Raw genomic sequence first — 19720 nt, 5'->3', positions numbered from 1 at the left:
TGTCGATGGCTGCTGCCGCCTGCCTCCGATGGGCAAAGATCACGATCTGTGATTGTGAAGCGGTGCAACTAGGGCGTTTACGCGAGTCTCTCGTGGGCGCACGGTGACAGCCAGGCGATGTCCCGCCAATACACGATCATTACTGGAGCCCCCGAGTGAGCAAGCGCACCTTCCAGCCGAACAACCGTCGTCGCGCGAAGACCCACGGTTTCCGCCTGCGTATGCGGACCCGTGCCGGCCGCGCGATCCTCGCGTCCCGCCGTGGCAAGGGCCGCGCCAGCCTGTCCGCCTGATCGCGTACAGGTCGTCATGACGTGCTGCCTACCGAGAATCGGCTGAGGCGGCGCGAGGACTTCGCGACCGCGGTACGACGAGGACGCAGGGCCGGCCGCCCGCTGCTCGTCGTCCATCTGCGTAGCGGTGCAACGGACCCGCACGTGACTGGGGAGACTGCTCCCCCGCCGCGTGCGGGTTTCGTTGTCAGCAAAGCAGTGGGTGGTGCGGTCGTCCGCACAGCGGTGAAGCGCAGGCTTCGCCATCTGGTCCGCGAACGGCTCGCCCTGCTGCCCCCCGGTAGCCTGGTTGTCGTACGTGCGTTGCCCGGTTCGGGTGACGCCGACCATGAACAGCTGGCCCGAGACCTGGATGCCGCTCTTCAGCGGCTGCTGGGAGGGGGCGCGCGATGAAGTACCCGCTGCTGGCTCTCATCAAGCTGTACCAGTGGACGATCAGCCCACTTCTCGGGCCTGTCTGCCGTTACTACCCGTCGTGTTCCCACTATGGATATACGGCGATCGACCGGCACGGAGCGATCAAGGGAACGGCGCTGACAGCCTGGCGCATCCTGCGGTGCAATCCGTGGTCACCCGGCGGCGTGGATCACGTTCCCCCACGCAAACGTCCGCGTTGGCACGAACTGCTGCGCAGTGCCATGCGCGGCAGCAAGGGCGGGGACTCCGCCGCTGATGTGCCTCCCGGGGGATCGGTCAACGATCTCCCGAGCTCGGCCGCAGAGACTTCGCCCAATGCTCAAGGAGCCTGATTAGTGGACACGATTGCCAGTCTGTTCAGCTTCATCACGTGGCCCGTTTCCTGGGTCATCGTCCAGTTCCACAAGTTGTACGGGGCGATCTTCGGCCCTGACACGGGATGGGCCTGGGGTCTTTCCATCGTGTCCCTCGTGGTGCTGATCCGTATCTGTCTGATCCCGCTGTTCGTCAAGCAGATCAAGTCGACGCGGAACATGCAGGTGCTCCAGCCGAAGATGAAGGCGATCCAGGAGCGCTACAAGAGCGACAAGCAGCGTCAGTCCGAAGAGATGATGAAGCTGTACAAGGAGACGGGTACCAACCCGCTCTCCTCGTGCCTGCCGATCATCGCGCAGTCGCCGTTCTTCTTCGCCCTGTACCACGTGCTCTCGGCCATCGCGTCGAACAAGAAGATCGGCGTCATCGACCAGTCGCTGCTGGACAGCGCGCGTCAGGCGCACATCTTCGGTGCTCCGCTGGCCGCCAAGTTCATGGACAGCGCGGACAAGGTCGAAGCCCTGGGCGCTTCGCTCACGGATGTGCGGGTCGTCACCGCGGTCATGATCGTGATGATGTCGGCCTCGCAGTTCTTCACGCAGCGCCAGCTGATGACGAAGAACGTCGACCTGACGGTCAAGACGCCGTACATGCAGCAGCAGAAGATGCTCATGTACATCTTCCCGCTGATCTTCGCCGTCATGGGCATCAACTTCCCCGTCGGTGTCCTCGTCTACTGGCTGACCACGAACGTCTGGACCATGGGTCAGCAGATGTACGTGATCAACCAGAACCCCACCCCGGGCAGCAAGGCGCAGGAGCAGTACCTCGGCCGTCTACTGAAGAGCGTCACCACGCACGGCGAGGTGCGCGGCCGGACCCGGCGCAACACCGTCAAGCGGATCGTGTCCAAGGGCCCGGACCGCAATGACATCGAGCGGAAGTTCGTCACGAGCCTCGCCAAGCTCGGCCTCGCTCCCCAGGAGGACGGCTCGGTGGTCAAGAGCGACACCGCCGTGGCCGAGGCCGAGGGTGGAGCGGCCCAGCGCCGTCAGCAGCCCAAGCGCCAGACCAAGGCGAAGCGCCAGACCGGTGCGGGCCACCAGGGCGGAGCCAAGGACGCCGACTCCAGCGAGTCGGAGTCCAAGACCTCCCTGGAGAAGAGCGCCCCCCAGGACGACAAGCCCAAGCCGGCGGCCAAGCCCGCGTCCGGCTCCTCACGCCAAGCCAAGTCCGGACAGCGCAAGGGCCCGCAGCGGCCCAAGCACCCGTCCAAGAAGTAAGAAGGAGTCCATCCGTGACGGAAGGCACCACCTCCACGGCCGCTGAGGGCAGCGACACCTTGACCCGCCTCGAGCAGGAAGGGGAGATCGCAGCGGACTACCTTGAGGGCCTGCTCGACATCGCCGACCTGGACGGCGACATCGACATGGACGTCGAGGCGGACCGGGCCGCGGTCTCGATCATCAGTGAATCGGCACGTGAACTGCAGAAGCTCGTGGGCCGCGACGGTGAGGTGCTGGAGGCACTCCAGGAGCTGACGCGGCTGGCCGTCCACCGGGAGACCGGTGACAGGAGCCGTCTGATGCTCGACATCGGGGGCTTCCGGGCGCAGAAGCGCACGGAGCTCGCGGAGCTGGGTGCCAAGGCCGCGGACGAGGTCAAGAGCACCGGTGAGCCGGTGAAGCTGGACCCGATGACGCCGTTCGAACGCAAGGTTGTGCACGACGCGGTCGCGGCCGCGGGTCTGCGCAGCGAATCGGAGGGCGAGGAGCCGCAGCGCTTCGTCGTCGTCCTGCCGGCCTGACCGGATCCTCTCCAGTCGGCCCCGTCTGTTCGCAGGCGGGGCCGATCTTTGTCAGCCTGATAGTCAGCCACCCATGGTGCGGTAATGCGGTATGGAAGGACGGTTCCCGTGACGGAGGAAGTAGCGCTTCCCCAGGCGCCCGACGAGGCCCGGGAGGTGTTCGGTGAGTGCTTTCCCGAAGCCGTCCGGTACGCGGAACTGCTGGCAGATGCGGGGGTCAAGCGAGGGCTGATCGGCCCGCGGGAGGTCCCTCGGCTGTGGGAGCGGCACCTGCTGAACTGTGCGGTGCTCTCCGAGGTCGTGCCCGAGGGGGTCACGGTCTGCGATGTGGGTTCCGGCGCGGGGCTTCCGGGGATTCCGCTGGCGCTGGTGCGCCCGGATCTGAAGATCACCCTGCTTGAGCCGCTGCTGCGACGGACCAACTTCCTCCAGGAGGTCGTCGAGCTGCTGGGCCTGGAGCATGTGACGGTCGTCCGCGGCCGGGCCGAGGAGGTTCTGGGGACACTTCAGCCGGTGCACGTGGTGACGGCTCGCGCGGTGGCCCCGCTGGACCGCCTGGCGGGCTGGGGAGTGCCGCTGCTGCGTCCCTACGGGGAGATGCTGGCGCTCAAGGGTGATACCGCCGAGGAGGAGATCAACGGCGCACGAGCGGCCCTCAGCAAGCTCGGGGTCGTGGAGACCGAGGTGCTCCACGTGGGCGAAGGCGTCGTCGACCCGCTGTCCACCGTGGTGCGTGTGGTGGTGGGTGAGAGCCCCGGCGGAGTGAGGTTCGCGACGAAGCGAGCCAGGGCCGCGAGGGTCAGCCGGACCCGTCGTCGCCGCTGAGTGACGCGATGACGCTGCGCATCTGACCGTTACGCACCGTTTAGTCCCGGTCTCGGCCATGTGTCAACCAACGAGCTGTACGTACCCCGTGCGGAGTGTCGTGCCCCTGTAGCTACGCTGCAGGGGCATCGTGTTTCACGTGAAACGTCGCTCTCTGCTGCATGGAATCATCGGCCGCGGTCGTGCGGCCGCCACCCCTCGCCATCGCAGGCCCGTTAGGGCTACGGAGTTGTCCACAGAAGTGGATTCATCCACAGAAGAGCGGGCCTCGCTGGTTCACGACCCCGAAACCATGGCAGGCTCTGTTCATTGCGAGCCTGAAGTCGAGGAGAGTGAATCCTTGCGGTCCGACGCCAACATCGCGGGACCGATGACCGATCCGGTCCCCGGTCCCCGATCCGAATCGGCGGGGGACGGTGTTTCACGTGAAACACCGCCGCCGATGGATGACACACCTATTGGCCGTGCGGCCCAGCTGGCGGTGGAGGCCCTCGGCCGTGCCGGTGAGGGGCTGCCGCGGCCTGACCAGACGCGGGTCATGGTGGTGGCCAACCAGAAGGGTGGGGTGGGTAAGACCACCTCGACGGTCAACCTTGCCGCGTCGCTTGCACTCCACGGTGCCCGCGTTCTGGTGGTCGACCTCGACCCGCAGGGGAACGCCTCTACGGCGCTGGGCATCGACCACCATGCCGAAGTCCCCTCTATCTATGACGTCCTGGTGGAGAGCAAGCCGCTCTCCGACGTGGTTCAGCCCGTTCCGGACGTCGAAGGTCTCTTCTGCGCCCCGGCGACCATCGATCTCGCCGGTGCGGAGATCGAGCTGGTGTCGCTGGTGGCGCGGGAGAGTCGACTGCAGCGAGCGATTCAGGCGTACGAGCAGCCTCTCGACTACATCCTGATCGACTGCCCGCCCTCGCTCGGCCTGCTGACGGTGAATGCTCTGGTGGCCGGCGCGGAGGTGCTGATCCCTATCCAGTGCGAGTACTACGCGCTGGAAGGGCTGGGCCAGCTGTTGCGCAACGTCGACCTGGTGCGGGGACATCTCAACCCCGATCTCCATGTGTCGACGATCCTGCTCACCATGTACGACGGCCGGACCAGGCTCGCGTCGCAGGTCGCCGAGGAGGTGCGCAGCCACTTCGGCAAGGAGGTGCTGCGGACCAGCATTCCCCGTTCGGTGCGGATCTCCGAGGCTCCCAGCTACGGGCAGACCGTACTGACCTACGACCCGGGTTCGAGCGGGTCCCTGTCGTACCTCGAAGCGGCTCGCGAGATCGCGCTGCGCGGGGTCGGGGTCCAGTACGAGGCCCAGCATGCCCACACGGGCAGTCGGAACAGCCAGCAGAATACTTCGGAGGGGATCCAGTGAGTGAGCGTCGTAGAGGGTTGGGGCGTGGGCTCGGTGCCCTGATCCCCGCCGCTCCGCAGGAGAAGCAGGTGCCGTCGGCCGGGATGGGTACGTCCACGCCCGGAACACGACCGGTGCTGACGTCCGAGCGGGGCGTGGCCGTCGCGAAGGTGACCACCCTCGGCTCGGGCCCTGTGGTGCCGGAGCCGAGCAGCCCTGTGTCGGTGTCCGACGGGACCGATGGGCCGGCCGAGGTGGCGGGAGCCTATTTCGCCGAGCTGCCCATCGACTCGATCACACCGAACCCTCGTCAGCCCCGCGAGGTGTTCGATGAGGACGCGCTCGCCGAGCTGGTCACCTCCATCAAGGAGGTCGGTCTTCTCCAGCCCGTCGTGGTCCGGAAGTCGGGGACCGGACGCTTTGAGCTCATCATGGGTGAGCGGCGCTGGAGGGCCTGCCGGGAGGCCGAGCTCAAGCAGATCCCTGCGATCGTCCGGGCCACGGACGACGAGAAGCTCCTTCTGGACGCGCTCCTGGAGAACCTTCACCGGGCTCAGCTGAACCCCTTGGAGGAGGCGGCCGCGTACGACCAGCTCCTCAAGGACTTCAAGTGCACCCACGACCAGCTGGCCGACCGGATCGGGCGTTCGCGGCCGCAGGTGTCCAACACCTTGCGTCTGCTGCGGCTGTCGCCGCCGGTCCAGCGCAGGGTCGCGGCCGGGGTGCTGTCCGCGGGACATGCGCGGGCGCTGCTGTCGGTGGATGACTCCGAGGAGCAGGACAAGCTGGCGCACCGCATCGTGGCCGAAGGGCTTTCGGTGCGTGCGGTCGAGGAGATCGTGACGCTCATGGGCTCCAGGCCCACGAGCACCACACGGTCCAAGGGTCCTCGGGCCGGTGGCCGGCTGTCGCCGGCGCTGACCGACCTGGCGTCGCGGCTCTCCGACCGGTTCGAGACCAGGGTGAAGGTCGACCTCGGGCAGAAGAAGGGGAAGATCGTCGTCGAGTTCGCCTCGATGGAGGATCTGGACCGCATCCTCAACAGCCTCGCGCCGGGTGAGGGCCGTGTCTTGGACCGTGCCCCGTCGGAGGAGGAAGCGTCCGAGGACGACGAGAGCTGACGCTCTGAGCGCTGAGGGCGGGTTGTGTTCCGGTCGGTGACGGAGGACAGCCCGCTCTTTGCGTTCCCCCGGTCGCCCTTTGCTTTCTCTCGGTGTCGGCTTGATCCCCGGGTGGATACGATGCGTTCTGGTAGGGCACACCCAATTGATCCACCTCCGTGATCGGAGTGCACCGGCCGTCGCGCGATGCGGTGGGTGAGGGAAGTGAGGAACAGCCTTCATGGGGCGTCGGCTCGTACCGCTCACGTTGGACAACCTGACTGATCTCCCCCGGCGCTGCCGCTCGTGTGTGTTCTGGGAGCTTGACCCGGTGCGTGGAGAGGCCGCGGTCAAGGGCGGGAAGCCCGAGGTGGAGAAGGAGGCCTGGATCTCCGCGGTCCTGCTGGAGTGGGGTTCCTGCGGACGCGTGGTTTACGTCGACGATGTGCCGGTCGGCTTCGTCCTCTACGCTCCGCCCGCCTATGTGCCGCGGTCCACGGCCTTCCCGACGAGCCCCGTCTCCCCCGATGCCGTCCAGTTGATGACCGCCCTGATCCTTCCGGGCTACCAGGGCCAGGGGCTGGGCCGGGTCATGGTGCAGACGGTGGCCAAGGACCTGCTCCAGCGGGGGTTCAAGGCGATCGAGGCATTCGGGGACGCCCGCTGGAAGGAGCCTGCCTGTGTGCTGCCTGCGGACCATCTGCTGGCGGTGGGATTCAAGACCGTACGGCCCCACCCGGTGCATCCGCGGCTGAGGCTTGAGCTGCGTACGACGCTTTCGTGGAAGGAAGATGTCGAGATGGCCCTGGACCGTTTGCTCGGGGCCGTACAGAAGGAGCCCGCGCTCCGGCCGCTGTGAGCCCGAACGTGAAACGGGCCCACCCCCTGCGAGGGGGGGTGCGCCCGTTTCACGTGAAACAACAGGACTGCGGTCCTGACTTATTCGCTGATGAAGCCTTCGAGGTCGCGGAGGATCGCGGCCTTCGGCTTGGCGCCGACGATCGTCTTGGCGACCTCGCCGCCCTGGTAGACGTTCAGCGTCGGGATGGACATGACGCCGTACTTGGCAGCGGTGGCCGGGTTCTCGTCGATGTTGAGCTTGACGATCTCGATCTCGCCGTGCTCGGCCGCGATCGCCTCCAGGGAGGGGGCGATCTGACGGCACGGGCCGCACCAGGCAGCCCAGAAGTCCACCAGTACGGGCTTGTCACTCTTCAGGACGACCTCGTCGAACGAGTCGTCGGTCACGTTCTTCAGGGCGCCGGCCACGGCGGCCTCCTTAACTTCGCGGGGTGTGGGGTAAGGCGTGGATCAGACGGCGGCCGCAGCGGCCTTCTCGTTGTCGGCGAGCGCGGCCAGGAAGCGCTCGGCGTCGAGAGCGGCGGAGCAGCCGGTGCCGGCAGCGGTGATGGCCTGCCGGTAGGTGTGGTCGACGACGTCGCCGGCGCCGAAGACCCCCGTGAGGTTGGTGCGCGTCGACGGAGCGGCGACCTTGAGGTAGCCCTCGTCGTCGAGGTCGAGCTGGCCCTTGAAGAGCTCCGTGCGCGGGTCGTGGCCGACGGCGATGAACAGGCCGGTCACGGGGAGCTCGGAGGTCTCGCCGGTCTTGGTGTTGCGCAGGGTCAGACCGGAGAGCTTCTGCTCACCGTGGACACCGGCGACCTCGCTGTCCCAGGCGAACTTGATCTTGGGGTCGGCGAACGCGCGCTCCTGCATGGCCTTGGAGGCACGCAGGGAGTCACGGCGGTGGACGATGGTGACCGACTTGGCGAAGCGGGAGAGGAACGTGGCCTCTTCCATCGCGGTGTCGCCACCGCCGACCACGGCGATGTCCTGGTCCTTGAAGAAGAACCCGTCACACGTCGCACACCAGGAGACGCCGCGTCCGGAGAGGGCGTCCTCGTTGGGCAGACCGAGCTTGCGGTGCTGCGAGCCGGTGGTGACGATGACGGCCTTGGCGCGGTGCACCGTGCCGACTGTGTCGGTGACCGTCTTGATGTCACCGGTGAGGTCCACGGCGACCACGTCGTCCGGAATGAGCTCCGCGCCGAAGCGCTCGGCCTGGGCGCGCATGTTGTCCATGAGCTCCGGGCCCATGATCCCGTCCTGGAAACCGGGGAAGTTCTCCACGTCGGTGGTGTTCATCAGCGCACCGCCGGCGGTGACGGCGCCCTCGAAGACCAGCGGCTTCAGTGAGGCGCGCGCGGTGTACAGGGCGGCTGTGTAGCCCGCGGGGCCGGAGCCGATGATGATCACATTACGCACGTCACTCACGGGATTCTTCCTCGTCTCTGCAGACTGCCTACTGTCCACGCCTACTGGGGTCGGTTCAACGACTCTCACCCCACCCAACGGATCCTACGGGGGATGCATTCCCGACGTGCCGGGCGGCATCCGGCGTGGTCCTCAGGGGCGTGCGTACGTGTGTGTCAGCAGGAGCTTCCCCTTGGCCGGGGGCTCGGCACCGACACATGCCGCGTCGACGACATAGGCCTGGACCCGGCCGGCGTCCGTGGGGTGGGGCAGCACGACGAGGAAGGCATCAGCACCTTCATACGTGCCGCGCTCCAGGGCGAGGGCGCCGGTGTTCCGGCCGATTCCCTGCTCCACACAGGAAGGGACGCTCACGGAGGGCGCCCGGAGCGGGGACTGCGGCGATGCGGACGTCGTCGACGTGCTCTTCGGCGAGGACTTCGTGCCGAGGGAAGGAGCCTCCTTGTCGCCGCTGCTGTCCTGCGGGCTGGCAGCGTCCGTGTGGGAGCCCAGGAGGTCGTAGACCTGCTCTTCGAGCGTGGACTGCGAGAACGTGTCCGTGCCGGTCTCCGAGAGGGAAGACCCGCGGTCCATGACGGTGTTGTCGTCACTGCTCTGGGACAACTGGACGTTCTGCAGCAGGAAGATGCTCACGCCGACCACGGCAGCGCCGAGGGCTGCACCGAGCACTGCGGTGCGCCGCCGTCGCCGTGCCGGACGACGGCCGGGACCTGTCGCAGCGCGCGGGTGTCCGGCGGGGCGGTCTGTGACCTCCGGGGAGGCAATGGCGGCAGAGGGCTCGGTTTCACGTGAAACATCGGTGGCCGCTTCCGGCACCGCTGTATGTATGGATTGGGCTTCCAGAGCGAGCGCGGCGTCGATGCGGTCTGCGATGTCGGAGGGCATGGGCTCCGGGGCGGGCAGAGCGCCGAGAAGATCGCGGATCTCCACGAGCGATGTGTGCACCTCGGCGCAGAGCTCGCAGCCTTCCACGTGATGCTGGACATGAGCCGTGCGGGACGGGGAGAGCAGACCTTCGGTGAGATCGGAGATCTCCGAGACGTCCGGGTGCCGGGTCGTGTCGGTCGTCGATGTCATGCGTGTCCACCTCCGCCCTTCGCTGCTGCTGGATCAGTCGTCTCTGCGTCTCTCGGTGCCGCTGCCGGTGGGACGGATGTTCTCGGCGTCCGGTTCCCTGCCGTCTCCTGGCCCTGTTCCTGCCCCGGGCTATCGCCGGTTCCGCTTCTGTCGCTGTTTCCGCCGCGGAGATGGGTGAGCAGAGGAGCCAGCCTGGCGCGGCCCCTCGCGCAGCGGCTCTTCACGGTGCCGACAGGCACATCGAGTACGTCGGCGGCCTCGGCCACCGGGTATCCCTGCATATCGACGAGGACGAGCGCGGCGCGCTGTTCGACGGGGAGAGTGGCGAGGGCAGCGAACAGCTCGCGGTGGAGGTCCTGACGCTCGGCCGGCGCCTCGGCGGACTCGTGCGGCTCCATGAGCTGGTCGAGCCGTTCCGGGTCGTCGACCGGTGCGGTCTTCCGGGAGGAGGCCTTGCGGACCCGGTCCAGGCAGGCATTGACCGTGATGCGGTGCAGCCAGGTGGTGACGGCGGACTGGCCGCGGAAGGTGTGGGCGGCGCGGAAGGCGGAGATCAGGGCGTCCTGCACGGCATCGGCCGCTTCCTCGCGGTCGCCCAGGGTGCGCAGCGCCACGGCCCACAGCCGGTCGCGATGACGTCGTACGAGCTCGCCGAAGGCATCGGGTTCACCGGCTACGTGGCGAGCGAGGAGGTCTGAGTCGCTGAGTTGTCCCGACGGCTCGGCGGCCACCTCCCCCTCCCTCCCTCGCTGAATCAAGGTCCGCATGTCTATCACGGTTCAGGTGGGCAGGGGGAGGGCCGGTCAGCCGAGAACGGAGATCTCCGAAATTCCTCCGCGATAGCCACTCCCGGTGTCGTCCTGAGGGAGTTCCGTGACGTGGATCAGGACGTAGCGGGTCCGTACCGGCTTGGCGAGGGATTCCTTGAGACTGCTTCCCGCCGTGGCGAGCGGGGTGAGGCGCTGCGGGAAGTCCGACAGGGACGAGGGTGCGGAGGCGTTCTCGTCGGCTGCCAGCACCTCCGTCTTCTGCCCGCTGCGGTACATGGTGACGTCGATGCCCGAGACGTCCTTCACGCTGCCCAGGTCAACGACTATCCCGCTGCCGTCCTTGCGGGCCACGATGTTGCCGAAGTTCGGGTAGCCCTGGTACCGCGGGGTGACCCACGAGGTGCCCGGCTTGCCGTCGATCGTGTTCGGTACCTGCTCCTGCTTGATCCCTGAACCGCTGGGCATGAACTCCGCGGCGTCGGTGATCTTCAGAGGGGTGGCGGGCGGCTTGGGCTTCGGCTCGTCGCCGTTCTCCGGGTTGGTCTGGGTGGTTCCCGGGTCGCTGGAGCCGTTGTCGCGGTCGAGGAGCGTCTCGGCGAGCTGCCAGCTGCCGAGCCCCAGCGCCGCGATGAGCAGCGCGGACACGGCCCACTTGAGGGCCTTTCCGGTGCGGCTCTGGAGAGGGGCGGGAGGTGTGGCGAGCACGGGCTGAGGGACGCTGCCGCCGGGCCCGGCCGGGCGTCCGTAGGTGCCCTGCTGGTACGTGGTCCGCTGGTAGTCGGGCGGAGCCGTGAACGTGGGCTCGGGCGGGCGGATGCGCGGCATCGCAGCGACGGCCTTCGCGAGCTCGTCCGGTGTGGTGCACGGCTGCTCCTGACGGGAGGCCGTGGCTCCGTCGTTGGCGAGCGCCCGCATGGCGATCTCGGAGAGCCCGCGGTGGACTCCGGCCCGCACCTGGTCGGGTGCGATCAGGCCCACACCCTTGGGGAGCCCGGTGAGGCCGTAGGCATCGCTCTCGTACGGCCAGCGCCGGGTCAGCGCCGCGTACAGAAGGGCGCCGATCGCCTCGGTGTCGGCCCGCTGGGGTCCGTCGGAGGTGATGCCCCGCAGTGCGGCGTTCACCGCAAGACCACGGATGCGGTACTGGCCGGAGGAACTGCGCAGCACCGCTCCGGGCGTGAGCCTCAGATGGGCCAGGCCCTCGCGGTGCGCTGCTGCCATGGCCTGGGAGAGCTGGCTGACGAGCTGATAGGCGTCGTGGGCGTCCATCGGGCCGGCGCCCAGGAGAGCGGTGAGCTCTACGGCGTCCGGAAGCCACTCGTGGACGACGTAGACGAGGTCGTTCTCCTCGACCGCGTCGAGGACCTGCACGAAGCGGGGGTCGCCGAGGAGCGCCGAGGAACGGGCCGCAGCCAGCACCGAGCGGGCCCGTGGATGGTCGGCGGGCAGGAGATGGACGCCCACAGCGCGCCGCAGTTTCTCGTCGACAGCGCGCCAGCTGCTGAATCCGTCCAGACGGGTGACGCACTCCTCCAGCCGGTAGCGGCCGGCGAGTTTGTGCCCGCTGTGGAGATCAGGCGAGGACATGGAGACATCGGAGCCGCCCGGCTCCTCCTCCGCTTCCTCATGGCCTGTGCTCGTCGAATCCTGAGCTTCTGCCGTGCCGTCGGTCGTGGCCTCGTCCGCCTTGGCGGCCAGCGGTTCGTCCCCGCTGTTGTCGGCCACGTCGACGGCAGCCGTGCTACGTTCCGCCACGGTCGTTCCTGCCTCCCCATCCGTTGCGCGATGCCAGCCAGCTCTGCACAGTCACGCCAATTGTGCCCATACTCCGGCACCATGCACGACACGCGGAGACCGGCGATGGTTGTGCGGGCCGGCCATCCTCAGCGGCCGAGCCGTCCTCGGACCATGCCGACCATGCCGTTGATCTCCTCGATCCGCATGCGCTTCGCCGCGACGAAGAACACTCCCAGCAGCATGGCACCACCGCAGATCAGCGCGACGAGCGAGCTGAAGGCTCCGTCGCCCAGCACGTGGAGCAGACCGAATCCCACGACGCCGCCGAGCACGGTGGCGGGGAGAGCGGCGAGACAGAGCCGGGCGTAGGTGCGCACGACATGGGCGCCGTCCAGATCGCCACCGAGGCGGTTGCGAAGCCGCCGCCAGGCGATACCGACGCCGACGGCGTAGGCGAGCCCGTAGGAGGCTGCCATGCCCACCACGGCCCACTGGGCGGGCAGCACGACGTAGCAGATCGCCGAGGCCGCCGCGTTGACCAGGGCGACGATCACGGTGTTGTAGAAGGGGGTGCGGGTGTCCTCGTACGCGTAGAACCCGCGCAGCACCACGTACTGCACCGAGTAGGGGATCAGGCCGAGACCGAAGGCCATCAGGATGAATCCCATGGAGCGGGCTGCCTCGGGGCCGCTGGAGGCGTAGAGCAGGGTGCACATCGGCACGCCCAGGGCGAGGAAGCCGAAGGCGACCGGCACGATGGCCACGGCGGAGTTGCGCAGGCCCTGGGAGATGTCGTCGCGGACCGCGCCCGGGTCGTTGTCGTGGGCGGCACGGGAGATGCGCGGCAGCAGCGCGGCCATGACCGACACGGTGATGATCGCCTGCGGCATGCCCCAGATCAGCTGGGCGTTGGAGTAGGCGAGGAAGCCCGCCCCGTTCTGGCCGGACGCCTTGCCCGCGGAAGTGGCGAGCTGGGTGACGACCAGCACACCGGCCTGGTTGGCGAGGACGAACAGCACCGTCCACTTCGCCAGCCTGACCGTCTTGCCGAGCCCGTGGCCCCTCCAGTCGAAGCGCGGACGGAAGCGGAACCCGGCCTCGCGCAGGTACGGGATCATGGCCAGGGCCTGGACGACCAGGCCGAGCAGCGTACCGATGCCCAGCAGCCGGACGCCTTCCGGCGGGATCGTGTCGACGCCCATGTGGGACTCGTGCGACGTGCCGTAGACCCAGATGAACAGGCCGAACGTGAAGATCATGACGATGTTGTTGAGGACCGGGGTCCACATCATCGCGCCGAACTTCCCGCGGGCGTTGAGGATCTGGCCCATGACGACGTGCACACCCATGAAGAAGATGGTGGGCAGGCAGTACCGGGCGAACGTGGTGGCCACGTTGTTGGCCGCGGGATCGTTGGAGATCGTCGACGACATCAGCCGGATGAGGAAGGGCGCTGCGAAGACCGCGACGGCCACGATCAGGCCCAGCGCGACCATCACGAGGGTCAGCAGCCGGTTCGCGTAGGCCTCGCCGCCGTCCTCGTCGTCCTTCATCGACCGGACGAGCTGCGGGACGAAGACGGAGTTGAGACCGCCGCCCACGGTGAGGATGTAGATCATCGTCGGCAGTGTGTAGGCGATCGTGAAGCTGTCGCCGAGCAGGGCCGCGCCGAGCGCCGCGGTGATCACCAGGCTGCGAACGAACCCGGTGAGGCGTGAGACGAGGGTTCCGGCGGCCATGACCGCACTGGACTTCAGCAGACTGGACGCCCGGCCACCGCCGGACTTCGCCGGGGCGGGTGCGGGAGCAGGCTCCGGCTGGGAGGGGGGCGGGGATCCCGCGGGGCCCTCCTGGTCCCGGAAGAGGTGCGCGAAGGCGTCCGGCTCCTCATTGTTCGTCGACGCCTGCGTGACGAGATCGTCCACACCCACGAACTGCGTGGTCGCGGCGTCGTCCCCGTACGGCAGATGACGCGAAGGACCGTCGGGCTCGGGAGGCGGGGTCTGTGCCCAGATCCGGGGATCGGGCGGGTACGGAGCGGCCGGCGGCTGCTGGTAGAGCGGCTGCGGCTGCTGGTAGGTCCCGGGGGGCGGCGGCGGATGCGCGGCGCGGTCGTACAGCGCCTCGCTCACCGGGTCCTGGGCGGAGAGATCCTGTGCCCGGTAGGGGTCGTAGTCGTACGCCGCCTGCAGATAGGGGTCGGGTGCCTGTGGCACCTGCTCCGGCCCAGGGGGTACCGGTGGTCCGCCGGAAGACCCAGCTCCGCCCGTACCCTGACCGCGGTCACCGTCGTACGGCGCGTTCATCGAAACCCCACCTCATCGTCCCCGGCCGACCGGCCACGACAGACATCGCTCAACGGTCCACTTTCTCACCCGTGCCCGACGGCTCCGTGCTTTCGGGACCGGTGTCCGGCGTCGGGTCACTCGGCTGCTCGGGTTCACTGCCGTCGTCGCCCGCCGCGCCGCCCGCGTTCGCACGCTTGCGATGTGCATACATCCGGATGCCGGCAAGGACCAGCAGCAGCAGTCCGCCGGCGATCACGAGCAGCACGGTCGGAGTGAGTTCGGACACCTTCACGGTGAAGGGCATCGCCGCGCCGTACGGCCTCCCGTCCTCCGTGTAGAGCTGCGCCGTCATCTGCACCTGGCCGTTGATCTTGGCCGCGGCGTCGAACTTCACGGACTGGCTGTGGCCGGCGCCGATCTGGATCGGCTGCTCAGCCACCGCGCCGCCGTCGTTGAGCTCGAGACGCGTCGCGTTCTCCGACCTCAGCCGGAGCACCAGGTGATCGACGTCCTGGAGAAGCCTGTTCTGCACCGTCACGGGGATCGTGGCGCTGCGGCCCGACAGCGTGACGTCCGACTTCGAGATGAGCTGGACCTCGCTGATGAGGCCCTGGAGGTAGGTGCGCACCGAGTCCCGGTACTGCTGCGCCTCCAGGGGCTTGCCCCGCCACGACGTCGACATGGACCGGTTGACGGCGTTGCCGAAGGGGGTCACCACCCGCTCGGGCTGGGTGAGGATGACCTGGAAGTCGTCGAGCGAGGCCTGGGTGGACTTGATGTCCTGGAAGGCCTGGGTGGGCAGCTCCTGGCTGCGGAGCTTCCTGGGGTACTGGGACGCCCGGGGGACCGCCGTGGTGGCCTCTGCGTCGGGCTTCGCCGCCGCGGCCTGGACCAGGGTCCGGGACTGCGTCCAGCGGTCGTCGTCGAGAGCGTGCAGGGCACGGGCCATCGACTGGGCCTGGGCGATCGTCGGCATGCGCTGGGGGGCGACGACGATGTTCCGGTCCTTGTCCGTGTCCTGTTCGGACAGGGCCAGGGTGAGGGCGAGGAACTTCTGCACGGCGAGCGTGGAGTTCCCGGCGTCTGCCATGTCGCCCTGGAAGGCCGTGGAGAGCCGGGCGTCGGAGACCACCGCGGTGGTACCGCCGCCGATCGGCCGGGCCGCGTTCGGCGTGTACGGCAGGCCGGCCGTCTCCTGAAGGCTGTCGCTGCGCGCGATCACGTTGTGAGCGCCGGCGGAGGTGGCCACGTCGACGATCGACGGGTCGATCGCACCGTCGACGGGCCAGGCGAAGTCGGTCGACGGCTTCATGTGGAGGATGGTCTCCACCGTCGTCCCGGCGACCTCACTGGCGGTCTGGAGGTGGCGGAGCGTGCCCGACACGTTCTTGCCGCGGTGTGCGATCGACGCCAGGTCGGGGTCTCCGAAGGGAAGCGCGACGACCTTCCCATCGGCCACGGCCGCTTCCAGCGAGGTGAGCCACTTCTTGGCCACGGTCTGGTTCGTCCCGGCGACCGTGGTGTCACCGGACTTGACCCGGTAACTCTTGGTCATGGCGTCGACACTTGCCAGCAGATCCGGATCGATGACCCAGGTAACGGGCAGCTGACTGCCCAGCGACACCATCTGTTCGAGGCGGCCGCCCGGCGCGATCTCGCCGGCCAGGTCGTCGTCGGCGAACACCGGCGTCTGCTGCTCGTCGGAGCCCGTCTCCGCGGTGAGGTGGGCCGATGCGATCAGCGGCCAGAGGTAGCTGATCCCGGTCTTGGTCTCCCGGTCCTCGCTCTGCCAGGGCAGGAAGGTCCGCTTGATGCCGAGCACCTGGTCGTACTGGGCGTGAGACGTCCGGCCCGTCAGGGAGACGCCCAGCTGGTAGACGCCGTCGTCGCCGAGCTCCAGCTTGCTGACGGGCACGGACAGCGAGAAGTCCTGGCTGATGCCCGAAGGAAGCTTGTTGATCTCGACGGTGTACTTGCCGCCGATCGGATAGGGATCGGTTCCGGGGATGTACCCGGTGCGCCGGGCGGCCGCGTCGATCGAGGTCCTGTTGTACAGCCGCGGACCGACTCGCAGATCGACCTGCGCGTCGGTGACGGTCTCCTTGCCCTTGTTGGTCAGGGTCCCGGAGACGGTGAGTGTGTCCCCCTTCACGGGGGCGCTGGGCGTCAGGGTGTCCAACGCCACGGAAACGGTGCTGGACCCCGTGGGCGGAGCCTTGGTCACCGCGCCGGCCTGCGCCTGCGGGGCGGCCACGCCTGCCAGTACCGCGGCGACGAGCGGAGCCCCGGCGAGCGCGGAGGCTGTGCGCCGCAGCCACCGGCGGGCAGGAGAGGGACTCATCCCCTGGATGTCTGCCGCCTCGGCCACGCGTACCCGTCCCTCGTCATCGTCGGCTGCTGTCGATCGTCGTCCGTTGCTGCGTCCCCGCATGGTAACGATGTGCGCCGTGACCAAGTGCCGGGGAGTGCGCCACATGATCGGGAGAGTCTCGCAGGGCCGACGGAAACCATGACGCCCGGGCCGGTCCGGGCACGTACCCTTTTCTGTTGTGCCGAACGCCAACGAAGACAACCCCAGCGCCCTGACCCAGGTGCAGCTCCGCGCAGTCAGTGAACTGCTGCGGGTGTCCCCGGTCGCCGATGATCTCGCCCGCCGATTCCTGGATGCCGGATTCAGTCTCGCGCTGGTCGGCGGTTCGGTCCGGGACGCGCTCCTCGGCAGGCTGGGGAACGACCTGGACTTCACGACCGACGCCCGCCCCGAGGACGTGCTGAAGATCGTCCGGCCCTGGGCGGACTCGGTGTGGGAGGTCGGGATCGCCTTCGGCACGGTGGGTGCCCAGAAGGACGGTTACCAGATCGAAGTCACCACATACCGGTCCGAGGCGTACGACAGGACCTCACGGAAGCCCGAGGTTTCCTACGGTGACTCCATCGAGGAGGACCTCGTCCGCCGCGATTTCACGGTGAACGCGATGGCTGTCGCACTGCCGGAGAAGGAGTTCGTCGATCCGCACGGCGGCCTCGACGACCTGGCGGAGCGCGTGCTGCGCACCCCCGGAACGCCCGAGGACTCCTTCTCCGACGACCCTCTTCGGATGCTGCGGGCCGCGCGCTTCGCCGCGCAGCTCGACTTCGAGGTGGCCCCGGACGTGGTCGCCGCGATGACGGAGATGGCGGGCCGGATCGAGATCGTCTCCGCCGAGAGGGTCCGGGAGGAGCTCAATAAGCTCCTGCTGTCCTTGCACCCCCGCAAGGGTCTGGCCCTCCTCGTGGACACGGGACTGGCCGAGCAGGTGCTCCCCGAGCTCCCCGCACTCCGGCTGGAAAGTGACGAGCATCACCGTCACAAGGATGTGTACGAGCACTCCCTGACCGTCCTGGAGCAGGCGATCGCGCTGGAGGAGGACGGACCGGACCTCGTTCTGCGCCTCGCGGCGCTGCTTCACGACATCGGCAAGCCGAGGACCCGGCGGTTCGAGAAGGACGGGCGGGTCTCGTTCCATCACCACGAGGTGGTCGGAGCGAAGATGGTCAAGAAGCGGATGGCCGAGCTCAAGTACTCCAACGACATGGTCAAGGACGTCTCGAAGCTCGTGGAGCTGCATCTGCGCTTCCACGGATACGGGGACGGGGAGTGGACCGACTCCGCGGTCCGTCGCTATGTGCGTGATGCCGGGCCCTTGCTGGAGCGGCTCCACAAGCTGACCCGCTCGGACTGCACCACGCGGAACAAGCGCAAGGCCAATGCCCTCTCACGGACCTACGACGGGCTGGAGGAGCGCATCGCCCAGTTGCAGGACCAGGAGGAGTTGGACGCGATCCGGCCGGACCTGGACGGCAACGAGATCATGCAGACCTTGGGCGTCACGCCGGGCCCTGTCATCGGCAAGGCGTATGCGTTCCTGCTCGAACTGCGGCTGGAGAACGGGCCGATGGAGCATGACGCCGCAGTCGCCGAACTCAAGAAGTGGTGGGAAACGCAGAGCCAGGACCGTTGAGGTCCGCTCTGCCTGGAGAGCCGGCGGTCATGTTTCACGTGAAACATGACCGCCGGCGGCTGTACCGAGGGCGCTGTTTCACGTGAAACAGCGCCCTCACTCCTGCCTGCGCCACCGGAACAGCTTCACGGCCACGAGGGCATAGAGCACCGCCACCCCGATCACCACGACGGGCGATCGGCCATCGGGCGGCAGGAGCAGGGCGGAGGCCGCCGCAGCGCCTACGAAGGCCACGTTGAACAGGACGTCGTACAGCGAGAACACCCTGCCGCGGAACGCGTCGTCCACCGCGGTCTGCACCACCGTGTCCGTCGCGATCTTCGCTCCCTGCGTGACAAGGCCGAGCACGAACGCGGCGACGAGCATCGGCGCGGGCCTGAACCACAGACCCAGAGCCGGTACGAGTACAGCGGCTGCCGCCGCGCACACCACCATCCAGCGGAACCTGCCGAGCCGTCCCGCGGCCCAGGGGGTCAGCACGGCCGCGGCGAAGAATCCCGCACCGGACGCGCCCACCGCCAGGCCCAACAGGGCCAGCCCGTCGGAGTCGTTGTCGGCCCAGGCGTACCGGCACAGCATCAGGACCATGACCGTCAGAGCCCCGTAACAGAAGCGGATCACCGTCATGGCAGCGAGCGCCCGTGCGGCGTTCTTCCGCTCCGCCAGATGGCGCACCCCATGGACCAGCCCGCGGGCGGTGGTGGCCAGAGCCGTGCGCAGCCGCAGGCGCTTGTCTTTCCGGTCCGGCCCCAGCAGCCCGGAGGCGAGGCTCAGGGACGCCAGTGCCGAGGCGAGGTAGAGCCCGGCACCCAGGAGCACCACCGCGGCATCGGAATCCGCCAGCAGCAGGCGGACGGCGAAGGCGAGGCCGCCGCCCGCTGTGGCGGCGAGGGTGCCGGCGGTCGGTGAGAGCGAGTTGGCCAGTACCAGCAGGTCCCGGTCGACCACACGCGGCAGCGCTGCGGAGAGGCCGGCCAGGACGAACCGGTTGACCGCGGTGACGCAGAGGGCCGAGGTGTAGAAGAGCCAGTCGGGGGCGGAGCCGAGGATCAGGAGCGCGGTGCAGCAGGCGAGTGCGGCGCGCAGCAGATTGCCGTAGAGAAAGACCTGGCGGCGTGGCCAGCGGTCCAGCAGTACCCCGGCGAACGGGCCGATGAGCGAGTAGGGCAACAGCAGGACGGCCATCGCGGAGGCGATGGCGCCGGCGGACGCCTGTTTCTCCGGGGAGAAGACGACGTGTGCCGCGAGGGCCACCTGGTAGACGCCGTCGGCCGACTGGGACAGGATCCGCACGGCCAGCAGGCGGCGGAAGTTCCGAAGGCGCAGGAGTACGCGCAGGTCACGCACGACGGGCATGGGAGCAAGGGTCACATACGTTGAGGGTCCCCGGGCGGATTGCCCGGGGACCCTCAATGGTGCGGGAGTCGAGGAGTGTTGCCGCTCCTCACTGCGCCGCGCCGACGCACCG

18 protein-coding genes are annotated in these 19720 nt (G+C 68.2%); 10 read left to right on the top strand and 8 right to left on the bottom strand.

What is annotated here, in order from left to right:
- Positions 1–155: 155 nt before the first annotated feature.
- The 9 genes from rpmH to OG521_20030 all read left to right on the top strand — a co-directional run bounded on the left by rpmH (position 156) and on the right by OG521_20030 (position 6964).
- Positions 156–293: a 50S ribosomal protein L34 gene (gene rpmH, locus OG521_20070; protein ID WUW22961.1), complete on the top strand. Its 138-nt coding sequence runs from the start codon at positions 156–158 to the stop codon at positions 291–293.
- A 21-nt stretch (positions 294–314) separates the two neighbouring features.
- Positions 315–686 carry a ribonuclease P protein component gene (rnpA, locus tag OG521_20065; GenBank protein WUW22960.1) on the top strand — a complete coding sequence of 124 codons (372 nt, stop codon included), beginning with the start codon at positions 315–317 and terminating at the stop codon, positions 684–686.
- Positions 683–1042, top strand: coding sequence for a membrane protein insertion efficiency factor YidD (gene yidD / locus OG521_20060; GenBank protein WUW22959.1), 360 nt, complete (start codon positions 683–685; stop codon positions 1040–1042). Before rnpA ends, yidD begins: the two co-directional genes overlap by 4 nt.
- Positions 1043–1045: 3 nt before the next feature.
- Positions 1046–2308 (top strand): membrane protein insertase YidC, encoded by a 1263-nt coding sequence (gene yidC / locus OG521_20055; protein ID WUW22958.1) that lies wholly within the window; start codon positions 1046–1048, stop codon positions 2306–2308.
- Positions 2309–2322: 14 nt separating this feature from the next.
- Positions 2323–2832 (top strand): single-stranded DNA-binding protein, encoded by a 510-nt coding sequence (locus tag OG521_20050; protein ID WUW22957.1) that lies wholly within the window; start codon positions 2323–2325, stop codon positions 2830–2832.
- Positions 2833–2940: 108 nt separating this feature from the next.
- The gene (gene rsmG / locus OG521_20045) at positions 2941–3657 is read left to right on the top strand and encodes a 16S rRNA (guanine(527)-N(7))-methyltransferase RsmG (GenBank protein WUW22956.1); all 717 of its coding nucleotides are present in this window, start codon (positions 2941–2943) and stop codon (positions 3655–3657) included.
- A 370-nt stretch (positions 3658–4027) separates the two neighbouring features.
- Entirely contained in the window at positions 4028–5026 is a 999-nt protein-coding gene (locus tag OG521_20040; GenBank protein WUW26737.1) for a ParA family protein, read from the top strand.
- On the top strand, positions 5023–6126 hold the full coding sequence (locus OG521_20035) for a ParB/RepB/Spo0J family partition protein (GenBank protein ID WUW22955.1): 1104 nt from the start codon (positions 5023–5025) through the stop codon (positions 6124–6126). The genes OG521_20040 and OG521_20035 overlap by 4 nt, the downstream gene beginning before the upstream one ends.
- Positions 6127–6346: 220 nt before the next feature.
- Positions 6347–6964 carry a GNAT family N-acetyltransferase gene (locus tag OG521_20030; GenBank protein WUW22954.1) on the top strand — a complete coding sequence of 206 codons (618 nt, stop codon included), beginning with the start codon at positions 6347–6349 and terminating at the stop codon, positions 6962–6964.
- A gap of 80 nt (positions 6965–7044) precedes the next feature.
- Here the strand turns inward: OG521_20030 and trxA are convergent, their stop codons facing one another.
- The 7 genes from trxA to OG521_19995 all read right to left on the bottom strand — a co-directional run bounded on the left by trxA (position 7045) and on the right by OG521_19995 (position 16619).
- A complete protein-coding gene (trxA, locus tag OG521_20025) occupies positions 7045–7374 on the bottom strand; it encodes a thioredoxin (GenBank protein ID WUW22953.1) in 330 nt (109 codons plus the stop codon).
- Positions 7375–7416: 42 nt separating this feature from the next.
- The gene (trxB, locus tag OG521_20020; GenBank protein WUW22952.1) at positions 7417–8379 is read right to left on the bottom strand and encodes a thioredoxin-disulfide reductase; all 963 of its coding nucleotides are present in this window, start codon (positions 8377–8379) and stop codon (positions 7417–7419) included.
- A 132-nt stretch (positions 8380–8511) separates the two neighbouring features.
- Entirely contained in the window at positions 8512–9456 is a 945-nt protein-coding gene (locus OG521_20015; protein ID WUW22951.1) for a hypothetical protein, read from the bottom strand.
- A complete protein-coding gene (gene sigM, locus OG521_20010) occupies positions 9453–10223 on the bottom strand; it encodes an RNA polymerase sigma factor SigM (protein WUW22950.1) in 771 nt (256 codons plus the stop codon). The genes OG521_20015 and sigM overlap by 4 nt, the downstream gene beginning before the upstream one ends.
- Before the next feature lie 36 nt (positions 10224–10259).
- Positions 10260–11981 (bottom strand): protein kinase family protein, encoded by a 1722-nt coding sequence (locus OG521_20005; GenBank protein WUW22949.1) that lies wholly within the window; start codon positions 11979–11981, stop codon positions 10260–10262.
- 128 nt (positions 11982–12109) lie between these two features.
- On the bottom strand, positions 12110–14269 hold the full coding sequence (gene murJ, locus OG521_20000; GenBank protein ID WUW22948.1) for a murein biosynthesis integral membrane protein MurJ: 2160 nt from the start codon (positions 14267–14269) through the stop codon (positions 12110–12112).
- 49 nt (positions 14270–14318) lie between these two features.
- Entirely contained in the window at positions 14319–16619 is a 2301-nt protein-coding gene (locus OG521_19995; GenBank protein WUW22947.1) for a DUF6049 family protein, read from the bottom strand.
- A 181-nt stretch (positions 16620–16800) separates the two neighbouring features.
- Here OG521_19995 and OG521_19990 point away from each other — a divergent pair, with 181 nt between their 5' ends.
- Positions 16801–18252, top strand: a complete 1452-nt coding sequence (locus OG521_19990) for a CCA tRNA nucleotidyltransferase (GenBank protein WUW22946.1) — start codon at positions 16801–16803, stop codon at positions 18250–18252.
- Between the two features lie 96 nt (positions 18253–18348).
- Here the strand turns inward: OG521_19990 and OG521_19985 are convergent, their stop codons facing one another.
- Positions 18349–19608 (bottom strand): MFS transporter, encoded by a 1260-nt coding sequence (locus OG521_19985; GenBank protein WUW22945.1) that lies wholly within the window; start codon positions 19606–19608, stop codon positions 18349–18351.
- Positions 19609–19720: the final 112 nt, after the last annotated feature.

It is taken from the genome of Streptomyces sp. NBC_01463, assembly GCA_036227345.1.
Classification (GTDB): Bacteria; Actinomycetota; Actinomycetes; order Streptomycetales; family Streptomycetaceae; genus Streptomyces.
Note: the sequence above shows the minus strand (reverse complement) of the source record. Positions and strands in the feature narration are given on the sequence as shown.